Source organism: Microbacterium sp. 5K110, from assembly GCF_005774735.1.
In the GTDB taxonomy this organism is placed as follows: domain Bacteria; phylum Actinomycetota; class Actinomycetes; order Actinomycetales; family Microbacteriaceae; genus Microbacterium.
Genome location: NZ_VBUM01000022.1, coordinates 25,275 through 42,224, shown reverse-complemented (window position 1 = coordinate 42,224; position 16,950 = coordinate 25,275). Strand labels below are relative to the sequence as shown.

The following is a 16,950-nucleotide window of genomic DNA, read 5'->3' as shown; positions in this document are numbered from 1 at the left end:
CCCCCCCGCTGAGCTGAACCGCCGCACCGTCCTCCAAGGCGCCGCCTGGACGATCCCCGTGATCGCGGCTGCATCCGTGGCACCTGCAGCGACCGCTTCGGCATCGACCCTCCTGCTGAAATTCGACAAGACCGGCTACACCGGATCGGGCTGCTCCACCGTCACCGGAGCATCCGTCAAAGCCACCGATGCCACGAGCGGCGCGGGAGTCGCCGGTGTAGCCGTGGTCGTCACCCTTCCGAACGGGTACACCTTCGACGGCGGAACGACGACATACTCAGGAACGACTGCCGCATCAGGCGTCCTCGCGCTTCCCGGCATCCATCTGCCCGCGAGTGGAAACAGCCAGACGATAACGGCGCTCGCAACCACCGGTGAGACGACGAGTTCCACTCTGAGCGTGACGTCGACGGCGTACAACACCGCGGCCCCCAACGGCTCGACCGCCGCGCCAGCCGCCAAGGCATACACCCTCGGCACACTCCCCGCGGGAACGACCATGCTCAACGCGTACTGGGCACTCTCCCCCACAGGAAACCTGTACTACGTCTACGCAAGCTCAATTAGGCTCATCGACACCAACGTCAGCTCCGCCACCGCCTGGATCGACCAAAACAACTACAACGCCGTCAACTACCTGATCGGCACAACGGCATACAACAGCGCGGCCCCCAACGGCTCCACCGCTACACCAGCCGCCAAGGCATACACCCTCGGCACACTCCCCGCGGGAACGACCATGCTCAACGCGTACTGGGCACTCTCCCCCACAGGAAACCTGTACTACGTCTACGCAAGCTCAATAAAGCTCATCGACACCAACGTCAGCTCCGCCACCGCCTGGGTCGACCAGAACAACTACAACACCGTCACCTACCTGATCGGCACGACGGCGTACAACACCGCCGCCGCCAACGGCTCCACCACTCCGCAAGCCGCCAAGCTCTACACCCTCGGTACGCTCCCCGCAGGAACGACCATGCTCGACGCGTTCTGGGCACTCTCCCCCACAGGAAACCTGTACTACGTCTACGGAAGCTCAACGAAGCTCGTCGACACCAACGTCAGCTCCGCCACCGCCTGGGTCGACCAGAACAACTACAACGCCGTCAACTACCTGCTGCAATCGTCGTGCTGAACCGAGACGTGAGCCCGCCCCAGTGATCGCAGTCGCGGTCGGCACCAGAACGGACGGTGCCGACCGCGCGCCGATCACGACGGGACGTCATGCCCCGAGTCTCAGTGGCGGTCTACTGTGGGAAGGTGCAGCAACCGGCGGACGATCTCGTGCCCCGTCTGCGCGTCGTCACCCGGGAACTGCCCCCGATGGACGACGTGCTCGACTACACCACGGGCTACGACCCCCTGTTCTGGAGCCGCCGAGGCGAGTCCCTCGCCGGCTTCGGCGACCTCCTGACGATCCGCTATTCGGGCGCGCAGCCGGGTGACGCGACCATCGCCGATCGGTGGCGTCGCATCGCCGCCGCCGCCGAGATCGACGACCCTCTGGGCCTGCCCGGCACCGGACTCGTGGCCTTCGGCTCGTTCGTCTTCGACCCCCGCTCGGAGCGCGAGAGCATCCTGCGGGTTCCCGGCACGATCGTGGGACGCCACGGCGGTCGCGCGTGGGTCACGCGGCTGGCCTTCGCCGACACCCCCGACGAGCCCGAACCCGAGCTGCCGCCCCGCTCCCCGTTCGGTCCGCACTGGTCGGCCACGCTCGGTCCCGGGAGGCAGACCGCCGAGGGATACCAGGAGGCCGTGCACCACGCCGTCGAGGCGATCGGAGTGGGTGAGGTCGGGAAGGTCGTGCTCGCCCGCGACATCGTCGGCACGGTCCCCGCCGGATCCGACCTGCGCCGTCTCGCGCGGTCGCTGCTGGAGGGGTACCCCGACTGCTGGGCGTTCGCCGTCGACGGCCTGATCGGGGCGAGCCCCGAGACCCTCGTCACCGTGTCCCGGGGCACGGTCACCGCCCGGGTGCTCGCCGGGACGACCGCGCGTGGCGGCGACGCCGACAGCGACGTCGCCGCCGCGCTCGCACTGACCGAGAGCGCGAAGGACCAGGAAGAGCACCGCTTCGCCGTGCAGAGCGTCCTGGCGGCCCTCCGCCCGCACACGTCGGCACTCGCCGCCGCCGAGCAGCCCTTCACCCTGAAGCTCCCCAACGTCTGGCACTTGGCCACCGACGTCGAGGGAGAGCTGTCCGAAGCGGCATCCTCGCTCGATCTCGTCGCCGTCCTGCACCCCACCGCGGCCGTCGCCGGGACCCCCACCGCCACGGCGATGGAGGTCATCCGACGCCTGGAGCCGTTCGACCGCGGGCGCTACGCCGGAGCCGTCGGCTGGATCGGCGCCTCGGGCGACGGCGAGTGGGCCATCGCCCTGCGGTGCGCGCAGATCGATCCCGCCGCGCCGTCGTCTCCGACCGCCCCGATCACCGCCTACGCCGGCGCGGGGATCGTCGCCGACAGCGTGCCCGAGTCGGAGCTGCTCGAGACACGCGTGAAGTTCCGGCCCATCGTCGAGGCGCTCGCGTAGGACTCAGGATGCCGCGAGGCGCTGCTTCTCGGTCTCGATGTCGTAGTCGGCCGCGGGCCACTGCGGGTCGATGTCGGCGAGAGCGCCGATGAGCAGCTGCTGGACGGCGAGGCGCGCGTACCACTTCCGGTCGGCGGGGACGACGTGCCAGGGCGACAGAGGCGTGGAGGTGCGCTCGATCGCGACCTGGTAGGCATCCATGTAGTCCTCCCAAAGGGCGCGCTCGTCGACGTCGGACGGGTTGTACTTCCAGTGCTTGTCCGGGCGGTCCAGGCGTGCGGCCAGACGGTCGCGCTGCTCCTCCTTCGAGATGTGCAGCATGACCTTGACCACCCGGATGCCGAGCTCGGCGGCCTCGGCTTCGAAGGCCGTGATCGCGCCGTAGCGACGCTCGATCTCGTCGGCGGGCGCCAGTTCGCGCACGCGCCCGATCAGCACGTCCTCGTAGTGCGATCGATCGAAGACACCGAGGCGACCGGCATCCGGGAGGCGCTTGCGGATACGCCAGAGGAAGTCGTGCGACAGTTCTTCGGCCGTGGGCTTCTTGAACGAGGCCAGCTCGACCCCCTGCGGGTCGACGGAACCGACGACGTGCTTGACGATGCCGCCCTTGCCCGCGGTGTCCATCGCCTGCAGCACCAGCAGCACCGATCCGGTGGCCGTTCCGGCGATGCTCTGCGCGAAGAGGCGTTCCTGCAGGTCGGACAGCGGCTCGACGCCGGCATCGAGGTCGGCCTTTCCGTGCTCCTTGTCGGCGTCGTACCCCGGGGTCGACCGGGTGTCGATGTCGGCGAGACGGAAGCCCGGCGCGACGCGGAGGGCGTCGGCGACGGGCGTGGACCAGCGGTTTGGCGTGCTCATCGTCACATCGTGGCGGGTGGGAGCGTGCCGCGCCAGAGGTTGACGGCCTCCGGCTCAGCGCTCGAGCGGCACTTCGATGAGCTGTCGTCCACCCGCGGGCGCGGTGAGAGCCTGGTCGAGCGCGACCCGCGTGGTCACGCGGCGATACTCCCACCCGTAGGCGAGCGCGAGCTGCTCGAGCCGGGCGTTCTGGGGGGTGTACTGCACGCGGCGCATCGCGTCGTCACCGGCCACGGCGGCGACCTCGAGCCCGTCGAAGATGGTGCCCCCGCCGTCGTTGCCGACGATCACCTGCAGGCGCGGCTCGTGCTCACCGGGCGGGAGGAGCAGCGCGCCGACGTCGTGCAGGAACGCCAGGTCGCCCAGCAGGACGCGCGTGACGCCGGGGCGCTCGCCGTCCTGGCTGGCCAGGGCCACCCCGGTCGCGGTCGCGATCGTGCCGTCGATGCCGGCGAGCCCGCGGTTGGCGTGCACCGCGACCTTCTTGCCGCCCAGCACGTCGTCGGCGACCCGCACGAGCCGCGACGAACCGAACACGAGCCGGTCGTGCGGCCACGTCGCGCGCCACAGCGCGTCCACGAGGGCCGCCCGATCGACGGGGGCCCGGATGACCTCGACCTCGGCGTTGAGGGCGCCCAGTCGCTCGTGCGGCACCGCGGACGACAGCCCGTCCGCATCGGGGGCGGGCGGGGTCAGGTCGACCGCGGCGGCGCGCGACGCGCGCATCCACTCCCCCAGCCACACCCGGTCGGCCTCGCCCGTCGCCCGCACCGCGTCGACCGCGTGCGTCGCGCCATTGAGGTTGACCGGCTCGCCCGGACCTCGCACCGCGATCACCTCCACGTCGTCGCGACCGAGGAGGTGCGTGACCTCACGGCTGAGGGTGGGGTGGCCGAACACGACGACGCGCTCGATGCGGTCGCCCAGCCCCGGGGCGCGGAGCAGAGCGCGGTACGAATGGACGACGTGGCGCCCGAACCGTGCGCCGCTGACGATCTCGGCCACCAGGGGAAAGCCGCCGTGGTGGGCGAGGTCCTCGGCCGCGGGCCCGGCATCCGCTCCGGCGACGACGACCGTCCGCGGCCCCGGGACGAGGGCGAAGGCGGCCTCGGGCTCGGGCGGCACGTCGGCGATGCCGATCCCGCCCCCGCCCTGGTACAGGGCCCCGGATGCCTCGTCGTCGGCGACCGCGTCGACGGGAGCCGGACGTGCGGCGCGGGCGATCAGCCACTCGGGGGACGCTCCGGCGAGCGGCTCGCGGAGAGGGATGTTCAGGTGCGCCGGACCGGCGGCGCGGGTGCCTTCGCCCAGGGCCGCGGCGAGCGCCGTCGCCGCGACGGCGTCGAAATCGGCGGTCTGTTTCGCCGTGGCATCCGGATCCACCTCCTCGGGGACCGGGAGATCGGCCTCGTACCGGACGGCCGCGCGGAACAGGCCCGGCTGCCGCGTCGTCTGATTCGCACCGATGCCCCGCAGCTCGGGCGGGCGGTCCGCGGTGAGGACCAGGAGCGGGACCCCCGCGTGGTGCGCCTCGAGGACGGCGGGAAGGAGGTTGGCGACGGCGGTGCCCGACGTGCAGATCACCGCGGCCGGCATCCCGCTCTCGCGAGCGATGCCGAGGGCGGTGAACCCGGCGACGCGTTCGTCGATGCGCACGTGCAGGCGCACGAGACCGGCTCGCTCGAGGTCGGCGGCGATGAGCGCGAGCGCCTGCGAGCGGGATCCGGGGCTGACGACGAGGTGACGCACGCCGCGCGAGACCAGGCCCGCCAGGAGGGCGGCGGCCGCGTCGGTGGCCGGGGCCGAGGCGCCCCGTTCGGTCGGTGCCACGGTCAGCCGACGGCGCCGCGCTGACCGCGGCCGTCGTCGTCCGTGCCCGGCTTGCCGCCGGGGCCGTCCGTGTTCGGGCCCGGCGCCGGGGGCGTGTCCCGCGGGTCGTCGGCCTCGGAATCGAGCTGCGCGAGCTCTTCTTCGAGCCGGCGGATCCGCTCGTCCTGATCGGCTCGGGCGCGAGCGGAGAGGCCGCCGAGGAATTCGGGGTCGTCGTCGGGGGCGCGGCGCAGCAGCGGGCGACCCGCACGGCCGCGACCGATGACGAACCACAGGATGCCACCGAGCACCGGCAGCACGATGACGATCACCATCCACGCGGGCTTGCTGACCCCGCGGTGGCGGGCGGCCGGTTGGACGGCGCAATCGACGATCGTGTAGACCCAGAACGCGGTCGCCACGAGCGCCAGGATCAGCAGCAGGCGTGCCATGCACCGATTCTACGTGTGCTGCCTGGACACGGGCCGGGCGCCGGGGCCCGAGGCGGCGGTCGTAGAGTGGGGGTATGCGTGCCCGTTCCGCCCTGGTCTACACGGTGCTGCGTCTGCTGGCGTTCCTCGTGCCGCTGGGCGTGCTGCTGCTCTTTCCGATCTTCCGCGAGCTGCCGTGGCTCGCCGCGGTCTTCGCCGCCCTCATCGGCCTGAGCCTGTCGCTGCTGTTCTTGCGCCGCCCCCTCGATCAGGTGACCGGCGACCTCGCCGACCGCCGCGAGGCACGGCGCGCGGCGAACCGCCGCACCGCGGCCGAGGCGGATGCCGACGCCGAGGATGCCGCCGTCGACGCCACGCGCGACGAACGGCCCGACGCCGCCCGCTGAACGCCCGGGCCGGTGCCCGCTCAGGCCACGAACGCCCAGAAGAGCAGGGCGCCGTACGCGACAGACGTGAAGCTCGTCACCTGCAGGGCCGTGACGAGCTCGCGCGGTGCGCGGTAGGTCCACACGATGAGGGTCGCCGCCAGTGCGCCGAGCAGCGCGATCAGGGTCAGCCACGCGACGGGATACACCAGGGCGAGGAACACCGCGATGCCGAAGGGGGCGAGCACGAACAGCGTGAACAGCGCTTGCGTGGCCCGGCGGCCGATGAGCACCGAGAGGGTGCGCTTGCCCGCGAGACGGTCCTGGTCGATGTCGCGCAGGTTGTTCGCCAGCAGCACGGCACAGGCCAGCAGGCCCGCCGCCACCGCGCCGAACCACGCCTCCTGCGGCAGCGACTGCACCTGCAGCCACGTGGTGCCGAGGGTCGCGACGAGTCCGAAGAAGACGAAGACGAACACTTCGCCGAGCGCGTTGTAGCCGTACGGGCGCTTACCGCCGGTGTAGAACCAGGCAGCGACGATGCACGCCGCCCCCACCGCGATGAGCCACCACTGTCCGGTGCGGATCACGAGCGCGAGACCGATGACCGCGGCGAGGGCGAAGAACGACAGCGCGACGATCAGCACCGTTCGCGGCTTTGCCTTCTTGCCGCCCGTCAGCCGGCCCGGTCCGACACGGACGTCGTCGGTCCCGCGGATGCCGTCGCTGTAGTCGTTGGCGTAGTTCACGCCGATCTGCAGCGCGAACGCCAGCGCGAGGCACGCCAGGGCGATGACCCAGTGGAAGCGGTCGTCGACGAGTGTCGCTGCCCCCGTGCCGATGAGGACGGGCGTGACCGCCAGCGGGAGGGTGCGCAGCCGCGCGGCCGCGATCCAGTCGCGCGCCGTCGCGGGGGTCGCTGCCCGCGGCGCGGGACGCTGCGCTTTCTGGGGGTTTCCGCCGGGACGTCGTTTCGGTGCGGGACGCGAACGCTTGCGAGACTGTGCTGCCACGGAGGGACAGCCTAATTCCTGGCGGAGCCGAACCGACGCCGGAGGGCCGCCCGGTCGGGTTTGCCCGAGGTCAGCAGCGGCAGCGCGTCGATCGTGATGACGCGTGCCGGGCGGGCGACCGCGCCGACGGCCGCGGCGACCGCCTCCCGCACGCGGGTGAGCAGCACCTGCTCGTCGAGGCCGGGCGCTCCGGCGACCACGACCGCCGATCCCTGGCCCCACCGCTCGTCGGCGACGGGCACGACCACCGCCGACTCCATCCCGGGGAGCGCGCGCACCGCGGCCTCGACGCGGTCGAGCGAGACGTTCACGCCGCCCGACACGATGACGTTGTCGAGACGGCCCGTGATCCTCAAGACGCCGTCGACCAGTTCGCCGCCGTCCCCGGTGCGGTACCACCGGACGCCCGCGGCATCGGTCGGAAACACCTCCCCGGTGCGGTCGGGATCCCCCACGTATCCGTCGGCGAGGGTGGGGCCCGAGATGCGCACCTCGCCGTCGACGATCGCGAGGTCGACGCCGTCCAGGGGGACGCCGTCGTAGACGCACCCGCCGCTCGTCTCGGTCGATCCGTAGGTGCGGACGATCCGCGCCCCGACGGCGTCGGCGCGTTCGCGCAGAGAGACGGGCAGAGCCTGGCCACCGATGAGGATGCGCTCGAAGGACCGCAGCGCCCGGGCGACCTCGGCGTCGGTCTCGGCCGCATCCAGCAGGCGCTGCAGTTGCGCGGGCACGAGCGAGGTGTAGGTGGGCACCCGGGAGCCGTTCTCGTACGAGGCCATCCCGAGGGCCGCGGCCGCGAAGGGTTCGGGGCGGAAGGCCCCGGAGAGCACGGCGGGCTCGCGCCCGGTCGCCAACGCCCGCACCAGCACCTGGACTCCCGCGACGTATGTCGCCGGCACCGCGAGCAGCCACGCACCTTCGCCGATCCGCGCGGCGGTCGCGAACGCGCTCGCGATGAGCGCGTTGCGGCCGATCGCGACGGACTTGGGCACCCCGGTCGACCCCGACGTCGTGATGACCACGGCGGTGCCGGCGGGCACCTCGGCCGGCAGATCCGTCCCCCCGCCGAGGCTCACGGCGGGCCCGGCCCCGAGGACCGCGTGTCGGAGCGTCCGCAGGACGTCGCGCGGATCCTCGGATGCCACCGACTTCAGCCTCACGGGAGCACCGGGCCGCGGCATCCGGGGCTCAGTAGTGCCACGGGACGTCGGACCAGTCGGGGTCGCGCTTCTCGAGGAACGAGTCGCGGCCCTCGGCGGCCTCATCGGTGCCGTAGGCCAGACGCGTGGCCTCGCCGGCGAAGATCTGCTGCCCGACGAGTCCGTCGTCGACGGCGTTGAACGCGAACTTCAGCATGCGCACGGCGGTGGGCGACTTGGTGAGGATCGTCCGTGCCATCGCCAGCGCCTCGCGCTCCAGATCGGCGTGCGGCACGACCCGGTTGACCGCGCCCATCTCGTAGGCGCGTTGGGCGGAGTACTCCTCCGCGAGGAAGAAGATCTCGCGGGCGAACTTCTGCCCGATCTGCCGGGCGAAGTACGCGGAACCGTAGCCGGCGTCGAACGAGCCGACATCGGCATCCGTCTGCTTGAAACGCGCGTGCTCCGCGCTCGCGATGGACAGATCGCAGACGACGTTGAGCGAGTGCCCACCGCCCGCGGCCCACCCGGGGACGACCGCGATGACCACCTTCGGCATGAAGCGGATCAGCCGCTGCACCTCGAGGATGTGCAAGCGTCCCGCGCGACCGTGGTCGGCGACCGCGGTCTCGTCGTCCGAGTACTTGTAGCCGTCTCGTCCGCGGATGCGCTGGTCGCCGCCGGAGCAGAACGCCCACCCGCCGTCCTTCGGACTCGGGCCGTTGCCGGTGAGCAGCACGACGCCGATGCGGTGATCCTGCCGGGCGATGTCGAGGGCCCGGTGCAGCTCGTCGACCGTATGAGGGCGGAAGGCGTTGCGCACCTCCGGCCGGTCGAAGGCGATCCGCGCGATGCGGCCGTCGTGCGTGACGTGCGCCGTGATGTCGGTGTAGTCCTCGGCACCGGGCGCCAAGGTCCACTCCGCCGGGTCGAAGATGTCGGAGACGTTCACGGGACTCAGGCGTTCTTGCTGTCCCGCCAGGCGAGCCACCGCTCGATGAGCGAGTAGTCCCACTGCGGGCCCGAGAAGCCGAGGGTGAACAGACGCGTTCCGGCGTCGTACAGGGCGTCGGCCATGTCTTCGTCACGGTCCTTGAGCTCGTTCGAGACGAGGAGCCCGGACAGGTCGCGCTCCTCGGTCTCGGCCCACCGCTGGATGACGTCGAACTTGTGCGGCAGCTCGTCGGGGGTGACGAAGCTGTGCCAGATGTCGGCGTGCCGGGCGACGATGCGCAGCGTCTTCTGCTCACCCTTGCCCCCGATCATGACGGGGATCTTGCGCGTGGGGGCGGGGTTGAGCTTTCCCCAGCGCTCGACGATGCGGTCGAGGTCGCTCGCGAGGGCGTTCAGCCGCGAGCCGGCGGTGCCGAAGTCGTAGCCGTACTCGTCGTAGTCGCGCTGGAACCAGCCCGAGCCGGTGCCGAAGAGGAAGCGGCCGGTGTCGCCGCCCTTCTTGCTGATGTGATCGATCGTGCGGGCCATGTCGGCCTGCAGGTCGGCGTTGCGGTAGCTGTTGCAGTTGACGAGGGCGCCGAACTCGACGCGCTCGGTCTGCTCGGCCCACGCGGCGAGCATCGTCCACGCCTCGAAGTGCTCGCCGTCGGGGTCCCCGTAGAGCGGGAAGAAGTGGTCCCAGTTGAACAGGACGTCCACGCCCATCTCCTCCAGGCGGAGGACGGCGTCGCGGATGTCGGAGTACTGCACGTGCTGCGGCTGGATCTGGACGCCGAGCCGGACCGGGGTGTCGAAGAGCATGGGCCCAGCCTATTCCCGGGGCTCCGGACGGAGGCCAGGATGGGACGATGAGCCCGCTCCCCCCTCTCTCCGACGTCCTCGCCACGGCGCGGGTCGTCGCCCTCCCGCTCGCGACCCGCTTCCGCGGCATCCGGACCCGGGAGGCCGTCGTCTTCGAGGGCCCCGAGGGATGGACGGAGTTCTCCCCGTTCGTCGAGTACGACGACGCCGAGGCGGCGACGTGGCTGGCGGCCTCGATCGACTTCGGATGGCATCCCGCTCCCCCCGCGGTGCGCGCGAGCATCCCCGTCAACGCGACCGTGCCCGCCGTGGCGGCGGCAGAGGTCGCCGCGGTGCTCGCCCGGTACGACGGATGCCGCACGGCCAAGGTGAAGGTCGCCGAGCCCGGTCAGGTGCTCGCCGACGACGTGGCGCGGGTGCGGGCGGTGCGCGAGGCGATGGGTCCCGAGGGCCGCGTGCGGGTGGACGCGAACGGTGGCTGGAACGTCGACGAGGCCGAGCGCGCCGTCCACGCCCTGGCCGGATTCGACCTCGAGTACGTCGAGCAGCCCTGCGCCGAGGTCGAGGAGCTCGCGGAGCTGCGCGAGCGCATCGGCTACCTCGACATCCCGATCGCCGCCGACGAGAGCGTGCGCAAGGCCGCCGACCCGCTACGCGTGGCCCGGGCCGGCGCCGCCGACCTGCTGGTGATCAAGGCGCAGCCGCTGGGCGGCGTGCGCGCGGCGATCGCGATCGTGGCGGAAGCGGGCCTGCCCGCCGTGGTTTCCAGCGCCCTGGACACCTCGATCGGCCTGTCGATGGGGCTCGCCCTCGCCGCCGCGCTGCCCCAGCTGGAGTACGACTGCGGGCTGGGCACCGCCGCCCTGTTCACCGCCGACGTCATCGCCGAGCCCTTGCGCCCCCGGGCAGGCGCCCTGGCGGTCACGCGTCCGTTCCCGACGACGTCCGGGCTCGACCGCGTCGAGGCTCCCGCCGATCGGTGCGACTGGTGGCTGCAGCGGCTCGCGCGGTGCTACCGGATCCTGCAGGCGGACGTCACTCGAGGATGAGCGCCACGATGTGCGAGAGCCGGTGGGCGAGATCGCGGCGTGCGCCGTCGGGGTCGCTTCGCGTGATGAGCGCGTGCTCCGACACCGACACCCACGTCGACAGCAGCAGATCCGTCGCTTCGTCGAGGGGCACGCGCAGCGCGAGGCCGCGCGCGTGGGCGACGTCGCGGATGAGGTGCGAGACGTTGTCGGACAGCCCCCGGTCCAGCGCGAGATAGGCCTCGGCGAAGTCGGCGTTGCGCAGCGCCTGCATGCGGATCTCCGCGCCCAGCAGCACGTCCAGCCGATCGTGTCCGGCGACCTCGAGCACCTCCTGCACGAGGTTGCGCACTTCCATGTCGGCATCCAGGCCGCGTACCTCGAGCGACTCGATGCGCTCGCGGACCGCCGACAGCGTCGTCTCGCCGGAGCGTTCGCACAGGGCGAGGAAGAGCTCCTCCTTGGACGCGAAGTTGGAGTAGAAGGCACCACGGGTGAATCCGGCGCGTTCGCAGATCGCCTCGACCGATGAGGCGTCGATGCCCTCTTCGGCGAACATCTGGGCCGCGGCATCCATCAGGCGCGTGCGGGTGTTCTCGCGTCGACGCGACGGCGCCGGTGCCGTGTCGGTCATGCCCCGACTCCTTCTGGCTTCACGGGCGAGACTCAGGTTGATGCCCACCCCGAGTCACTACGATACATTGTTGTATCCGATACGGTGCTGTATCGACCATCCGCCGACTTTCCGGGAGCAGCCACCGTGTCCACATTCCTGTACACCCTGGGCCGCTGGTCATTCCGTCACCCGTGGCGCGTCCTGTCGGCCTGGCTGCTGATCCTCGTCCTCGCCGGGGGCGGAGTCGCCCTGTTCGCCAAGGGCACCGACAACACCTTCGCGATCCCCGGCACCGAGTCGCAAGCCGGTCTCGAGATGCTCTCTCGCACGTTCCCGCAGGTGAGCGGGGCCAGCGCCGACATCGTCGTCGTCTCCGCGGACGGCACGACCGTGCGCGACCAGGGATATCAGGATGCCATCGGCACGACCGTCTCCGACATCCAGAAGCTCGATTTCGTCGAGGCCGTGACGAACCCCTTCGACGAACGGGTCTCCGGCGGCGTGTCCGACGACGGCCGCGCGGCGATCATCCGCATCCAGTTCTCCGGCGAGTCCACCGCCGTTCCCACCGCGACCGAGGACGGCCTGCGCGAGCTCAGCGCCACGCTCGGCACCGACCTGCCTTCCGGGTCGCACACCGTGCTCGGCGGCCAGCTCTTCGCCACCGAACTCCCCGCGCCCAGCATCACCGAAGCGCTCGGCGTGGTCATCGCCGCGATCGTCCTCATGCTGACGTTCCGGTCGCTCCTGGTGGCCGGGATGCCGCTGGCCACCGCGATCCTCGGTGTCGCGCTCTCGGTCGCACTCATCTTCATCGCCACCGGCTTCGCGACCGTCTCCTCCACGACCCCGCTGCTGGCGGTGATGCTGGGGCTGGCGGTCGGCATCGACTACGCCCTGTTCATCGTGTCGCGACATCAAGACCAAGTGCGCGGCGGGATGGACCCCGAGGAATCCGCCGCGCGGGCCACGGGTACGGCCGGATCCGCCGTCGTGTTCGCCGGCATCACCGTGCTCATCGCGCTCATCGGCCTCGGCTTCGCCGGCATCCCGTTCCTGACCACGATGGGCGTCGCCGCCTCGGTCGCCGTCGCGATCGCCGTGTGCATCGGACTGACCCTGACGCCCGCGTTCCTCGGGTTCGCGAAGGGGCGCGTCGTCGGCTGGGGCTTCGCGAAGAAGCGCACGAGCGCGCGCCGGCGCCGGGGGATGTCGGCACAGGAGGACACCGACGCCCTCGCGGCCGCCGCCGCGGACCGCGGAGAGAAGATCGCCGCCGAGAAGGTCCGGGCCGCGCGCAACGGCCCCGCCCGCCGCTGGGTGGGTCTGGTGACGCGGCATCCTGTGGTCACGTCCGTGGCCGTGATCGGACTTCTCGGGGTGGCAGCCATCCCCGCCGGCAGCCTCGCCCTCACCCTCCCGACCGCCGGCCAGCTGACCCCGGGCAACGAAGCGCGCACCGCCTACGAACTGACCGACGAGTACTTCGGCCCGGGCGCGAACGGCCCGCTCATCATGACCGGGACGATCGTGACCTCCAACGATCCGCTCACGCTGATGCAGAACATCGGCGACGAGGTCGCGAAGATCCCCGGCGTCGCAGAGGTGGCCCTGGCGACCCCGAACGAGACCGCCGACACCGGCATCGTGCAGATCGTGCCCGAGACCGGCCCCGAGGACCCGCGCACCGCCGACCTCGTGCGCGAGCTCCGCGCCGCCGAGGACCGCTTGTACGACGAGTTCGGCGTGCGGCTGCTGGTGACCGGCTACACCGCCGTCACGATCGACATCTCCGATCAGCTGGGAGCGGCGCTCCTCCCCTTCGGTGTGTTCGTGGTCGGTCTCTCGCTGATCCTCCTCATGATCGTCTTCCGCTCGATCTGGGTGCCGCTGACCGCCGCGGCCGGCTACCTGCTGTCGGTCGCCTCGTCCTTCGGCGTCGTGGCCGCGGTGTTCGAGTGGGGGTGGTTCGCCGACGCGCTCCACGTGGCCAAGGTCGGCCCCGTCATCAGCTTCATGCCGATCGTCGTGATGGGTGTGCTGTTCGGCCTCGCGATGGACTATCAGGTGTTCCTCGTCTCGCGTATGCGAGAGGACTACGTGCACGCCGACCGCGAGGGTCGCACGCCGCGCGAAGTGGCCCTCGGCGCCGTCCGCAGCGGATTCGTGGGCTCAGCGCGTGTGGTCGTGGCCGCAGCCGTGATCATGTTCTCGGTGTTCGTCGCGTTCGTCCCCGAGGGCGATTCGAGCCTCAAACCCATCGCCCTCGGCCTCGCTGTCGGCGTCGCCGTCGACGCGTTCCTCGTGCGCATGACCCTGGTCCCCGCCGTGCTCGCCCTTCTGGGCGCGAAGGCCTGGTGGATGCCGCGCTGGCTCGACCGACTGCTCCCGAAACTCGACGTCGAGGGTGAGGCCGTCGAGCGCGAACTGGGGTTGTCCGACTGGCCGAGCGAGCCCGCCATCGCGATCGCCGCCGACGACCTGCGCGCGACCCCGGCCTCCGACGACGCCGAACCCGCGTTCGCCGACGTGAACCTGCGCCTCGGCTACGGCGGAACGCTGCTCGTCACCGGCGAGACGCGCGTCACCCGCCCGCTGCTGCTCGCACTCGCAGGCCGCCTGTCGACGCTCGAGGGTCGCCTGCGCGTCGACGGGCTCCTCCTCCCCGAACGCGCGGGTGCCGTGCGCTCCCGCGTCGGTGTGGCGCTGCTGGACGACGCCGAAACCGCCGTCGACGAGGTCGCCCGCGCCGTCGCCGGCCGGACCCGCCTCGCCGTCCTGTGCGACGTCGATCGGCTGGACGCCGATGCCCGCGCCGACATCGCCGAGACGCTGCGACGCGCCGCCGTCGAGGCGCGCGAGCGCAACGACGACGCCGGGTCGGCCTTCACGCTCGTCGTGTCGGCCCGCGACGAACGCCGCGCGCTCGCCCTCCTCTCCGACGCGCATCGGCCCGATGTGACCTCGCTCGCGCTGCCTGCGCCCCACCGGCATCGCCCGGCCCCCGAGTCCTCCCCCGATCTCTCCGAGGTGTTCGCATGACCGTCCCCGTCGAGCGCTCCCGCTCGCGCCGCCCCGTGACCTGGCTCACGCTGATCGGTGTGCTCCTGCTCCCCGCCGTGATCGGCGGCATCCTGGTCGGTGCGCTGTACAACCCGACCGACCGCCTCGACAACATCACCGCCGCGATCGTCAACGACGACAAGGCGGTCGAACTGAACGGCCAGCTCGTGCCACTGGGCCGTCAGCTGACGGGCGGCCTCGTGAAGGGGGCCGACGACCAGCCGAGCAACATCGACTGGGTCATCTCCAATGACGCGGACGCCGCCGCCGGTCTCGAGGACGGCACCTATACCGCCGTCGTCACGATCCCCGAGAACTTCACCTCGGCCGCCCTCTCCACCCGCCCCGGTGAGACACCCGAACGCGCGACGATCGGCGTCGAGACGGCACCGAACGCGCGAGTGGTCGACGGTGCGATCACCGCACAGCTGGCCACCACCGCCTCCACGGTGTTCGGCAGCGAGCTGTCCTCGCAGTACCTCACCAACGTGTTCCTCGGCTTCACGACGCTCGGCCAACAGCTGGGCACCGCGGCCAGCGGCGCGCACCAGCTCGCCGACGGCGCGGGCCAGGCCGCCGCGGGCGCGACCGGTCTGCAGGACGGACTCGGGCAGCTCTCGAACGGCGCCGGGCAACTCGCCACCGGCGCGCAGCAGCTGGCCGCGGGAACGGGTCCGCTCGCCGACGGCGCGGCCCAGGTCGCGGGGGGCGCGACGGCCCTCGCCGGTGGCACGCGCGAAGCCGCCGCGGGTGTCGGTGACCTGGCGGGGGGCGCGAACGGCATCGCCGACGGCAACCAGGCGCTCGCCACCAACGTCAACGCCCTCGCCGACCGGATCCCGCCGCAGTTCGCGCAGGTGGCGACCGACCTGTCGAAAGCCGCTCCCCAGGTGAACGACGCGCTCGTGAAGGCCGCGGCCGCGCTGCAGAAGGCCGCCGACGACTGCACGGGCACCCCCGCGCAGTGCGATGCCCTGCGCGCCGCCGCCGCCGACGCGAACGCGGCGCTGCCGCAGGCGACGGCGACCGTGACGCAGATCGGCGAGCTCGCCGGTGAAGCCGCGCAGCTCCCCGCCGGAATCAGGTCGATCGCGGAAGCGAACCAGCAGCTCGCGAACGGCGCCCGGGGCCTCGCCGGGGGCGCGACGAAGGCGGCGAACGGTCTCTACACGATCGCCGGCGGCATCGACGGCCTCGCGGGCGGGGCGAGCCAGGTCGCCGACGGCACACGCCAGCTCGGCACGGGTGCGGCGGGCCTCAGCAGCGGCGCCGCCCAGGTGGCATCCGGAGCCTCCGGGGCCGAGGATGGCGCGGGCCAGCTCGCCGACGGCGTGCAGCAGGTCGCCTCGGGCACGTCATCCCTCGCCGACGGCCTCGACACGGCGGTCGCGCAGCTGCCCACCTACACCGACGCGCAAGCGAAGAGCCTCGCCGCCATCGTCGCAGACCCCGTGTCGGCGAACGGTGTCAGCGACTCGCTGTTCGGCACCGCCGCCGTGCCGCTGCTCGCGATGGCCGTGCTGTGGTTCGGCGGCGTGGCCTCGTACGTCGCCTTCCAGGCCGTGTCGGCGCGATCGCTCACGAGTCGGCGCGCGTCGGGGCTCGTCGCCCTCCGCAGCTTCGCCCCCGCCGCGATCATCGGCGCCGTGCAGGGTCTGCTCGTCGCGGGAGTCGTGCAGGTGGCATCCCGCTTCGACTGGGGAGACTGGGCGCTGTTCGCCCTCGTGTGCGTCGTCGCCGGAGTCGCCTTCGCCGCAGTGAACCAGGCGCTCGTCGCCCTCTTCGGGGGCGCCGGACGCTGGATCGCCGCGATCGTAGGCGCCCTGGCCCTGGCGGCGAACATCGTCTCGACCGTCCCACCGGTGCTCGCGGGCCTCGCCTCGCTTCTGCCGACCTCCCCGGCGTACGCGTCGATGCTCGGCGCCCTCGCCTCCTCGGGCGGGGTGGGCGCGGGAATCGTGGGTCTGGTCGTCTGGGCCGCGCTCGCGCTGATCGTGACGACCCTCGTCGTGGTCCGCCGTCGTACCGCATCGCTCCGCGCCGCCGCCCAGCCCGCGTAGGCGGGCGCGCGGTCGGAGCGGTGGCGGCGGGGTGTCGACCGCCCAGCCCGGGCCGCGCAGTCGGGGCATACTCGGCGGCCGAACTCCTGAGTTTCGAGCCGTGAGGCGCTGTGCCCGTGGCCGCGACCGCCACGGCCCCCGTTTCTCAGGAGTTCGGCCCCCACGCGTGGCCAGCGGGATGCCGCGACCCCGGCCGAAACTCCTGAGCTCGGGGCAGCCCCGCCACCAGACGTGCGCCCGAAACC

The 16,950-nt window shown here is 71.9% G+C and carries 13 protein-coding genes and 1 pseudogene; 6 read left to right on the top strand and 8 right to left on the bottom strand.

Annotated elements, in window-relative coordinates; translation table 11 throughout:
* Positions 1 to 1,138 (top strand): annotated as a pseudogene (locus FE256_RS18145) (hypothetical protein); the annotation flags it as partial.
* 188 nt (positions 1,139 to 1,326) lie between these two features.
* Positions 1,327 to 2,541, top strand: coding sequence for an isochorismate synthase (locus tag FE256_RS07415; RefSeq protein WP_252370936.1), 1,215 nt, complete (start codon positions 1,327 to 1,329; stop codon positions 2,539 to 2,541).
* 3 nt (positions 2,542 to 2,544) lie between these two features.
* Here the strand turns inward: FE256_RS07415 and FE256_RS07410 are convergent, their stop codons facing one another.
* From FE256_RS07410 to FE256_RS07400, 3 genes are read right to left on the bottom strand one after another with little or no spacing between them, the layout of a single operon-like run.
* Positions 2,545 to 3,402, bottom strand: a complete 858-nt coding sequence (locus FE256_RS07410; RefSeq protein WP_138174278.1) for a polyphosphate kinase 2 family protein — start codon at positions 3,400 to 3,402, stop codon at positions 2,545 to 2,547.
* Between the two features lie 54 nt (positions 3,403 to 3,456).
* Entirely contained in the window at positions 3,457 to 5,232 is a 1,776-nt protein-coding gene (gene menD / locus FE256_RS07405) for a 2-succinyl-5-enolpyruvyl-6-hydroxy-3-cyclohexene-1-carboxylic-acid synthase (protein WP_394529750.1), read from the bottom strand.
* 2 nt (positions 5,233 to 5,234) lie between these two features.
* Positions 5,235 to 5,663, bottom strand: a complete 429-nt coding sequence (locus tag FE256_RS07400) for a PLD nuclease N-terminal domain-containing protein (protein WP_138174276.1) — start codon at positions 5,661 to 5,663, stop codon at positions 5,235 to 5,237.
* A 74-nt stretch (positions 5,664 to 5,737) separates the two neighbouring features.
* On the opposite strand from FE256_RS07400, the gene FE256_RS07395 reads away from it, so the two are divergent.
* Positions 5,738 to 6,049, top strand: coding sequence for a DUF4229 domain-containing protein (locus FE256_RS07395; RefSeq protein WP_138174274.1), 312 nt, complete (start codon positions 5,738 to 5,740; stop codon positions 6,047 to 6,049).
* A gap of 20 nt (positions 6,050 to 6,069) precedes the next feature.
* Here the strand turns inward: FE256_RS07395 and FE256_RS07390 are convergent, their stop codons facing one another.
* The 4 genes from FE256_RS07390 to FE256_RS07375 are packed head-to-tail and all read right to left on the bottom strand — an operon-like array spanning position 6,070 to position 9,938.
* On the bottom strand, positions 6,070 to 7,041 hold the full coding sequence (locus tag FE256_RS07390; protein ID WP_138174272.1) for a 1,4-dihydroxy-2-naphthoate polyprenyltransferase: 972 nt from the start codon (positions 7,039 to 7,041) through the stop codon (positions 6,070 to 6,072).
* 11 nt (positions 7,042 to 7,052) lie between these two features.
* Positions 7,053 to 8,204, bottom strand: a complete 1,152-nt coding sequence (locus FE256_RS07385; RefSeq protein WP_138174270.1) for an AMP-binding protein — start codon at positions 8,202 to 8,204, stop codon at positions 7,053 to 7,055.
* 28 nt (positions 8,205 to 8,232) lie between these two features.
* Positions 8,233 to 9,135 (bottom strand): 1,4-dihydroxy-2-naphthoyl-CoA synthase, encoded by a 903-nt coding sequence (locus tag FE256_RS07380; RefSeq protein WP_138174268.1) that lies wholly within the window; start codon positions 9,133 to 9,135, stop codon positions 8,233 to 8,235.
* Positions 9,136 to 9,140: 5 nt separating this feature from the next.
* Positions 9,141 to 9,938, bottom strand: a complete 798-nt coding sequence (locus FE256_RS07375) for an LLM class F420-dependent oxidoreductase (RefSeq protein ID WP_138174266.1) — start codon at positions 9,936 to 9,938, stop codon at positions 9,141 to 9,143.
* Positions 9,939 to 9,985: 47 nt separating this feature from the next.
* Between FE256_RS07375 and FE256_RS07370 the strand changes: the two genes are divergently transcribed.
* On the top strand, positions 9,986 to 10,987 hold the full coding sequence (locus FE256_RS07370; protein ID WP_138174264.1) for an o-succinylbenzoate synthase: 1,002 nt from the start codon (positions 9,986 to 9,988) through the stop codon (positions 10,985 to 10,987).
* Here FE256_RS07370 and FE256_RS07365 read toward each other — a convergent pair.
* Positions 10,974 to 11,600 (bottom strand): TetR family transcriptional regulator, encoded by a 627-nt coding sequence (locus FE256_RS07365; RefSeq protein ID WP_138174262.1) that lies wholly within the window; start codon positions 11,598 to 11,600, stop codon positions 10,974 to 10,976. The two genes, FE256_RS07370 and FE256_RS07365, sit on opposite strands and share 14 nt — an antisense overlap.
* 126 nt (positions 11,601 to 11,726) lie before the next feature.
* Between FE256_RS07365 and FE256_RS07360 the strand changes: the two genes are divergently transcribed.
* Together FE256_RS07360 and FE256_RS07355 are read left to right on the top strand one after the other, a co-directional pair.
* Complete coding sequence (locus FE256_RS07360) at positions 11,727 to 14,624, top strand: MMPL family transporter (protein WP_138174260.1); 2,898 nt, start codon at positions 11,727 to 11,729, stop codon at positions 14,622 to 14,624.
* Positions 14,621 to 16,705: a YhgE/Pip domain-containing protein gene (locus FE256_RS07355; protein WP_138174258.1), complete on the top strand. Its 2,085-nt coding sequence runs from the start codon at positions 14,621 to 14,623 to the stop codon at positions 16,703 to 16,705. The genes FE256_RS07360 and FE256_RS07355 overlap by 4 nt, the downstream gene beginning before the upstream one ends.
* Positions 16,706 to 16,950 lie beyond the last annotated feature (245 nt).

What these genes read in the sequence shown, in the direction of transcription:
- FE256_RS07415 (WP_252370936.1), top strand. Translation starts at nt 1,327, where the DNA reads ATGGACGACGTGCTCGACTACACCACGGGCTACGACCCCCTGTTCTGG.
- FE256_RS07410 (WP_138174278.1), bottom strand. Translation starts at nt 3,402, where the DNA reads ATGAGCACGCCAAACCGCTGGTCCACGCCCGTCGCCGACGCCCTCCGC.
- FE256_RS07400 (WP_138174276.1), bottom strand. Translation starts at nt 5,663, where the DNA reads ATGGCACGCCTGCTGCTGATCCTGGCGCTCGTGGCGACCGCGTTCTGG.
- FE256_RS07395 (WP_138174274.1), top strand. Translation starts at nt 5,738, where the DNA reads ATGCGTGCCCGTTCCGCCCTGGTCTACACGGTGCTGCGTCTGCTGGCG.
- FE256_RS07375 (WP_138174266.1), bottom strand. Translation starts at nt 9,938, where the DNA reads ATGCTCTTCGACACCCCGGTCCGGCTCGGCGTCCAGATCCAGCCGCAG.
- FE256_RS07370 (WP_138174264.1), top strand. Translation starts at nt 9,986, where the DNA reads ATGAGCCCGCTCCCCCCTCTCTCCGACGTCCTCGCCACGGCGCGGGTC.
- FE256_RS07365 (WP_138174262.1), bottom strand. Translation starts at nt 11,600, where the DNA reads ATGACCGACACGGCACCGGCGCCGTCGCGTCGACGCGAGAACACCCGC.
- FE256_RS07355 (WP_138174258.1), top strand. Translation starts at nt 14,621, where the DNA reads ATGACCGTCCCCGTCGAGCGCTCCCGCTCGCGCCGCCCCGTGACCTGG.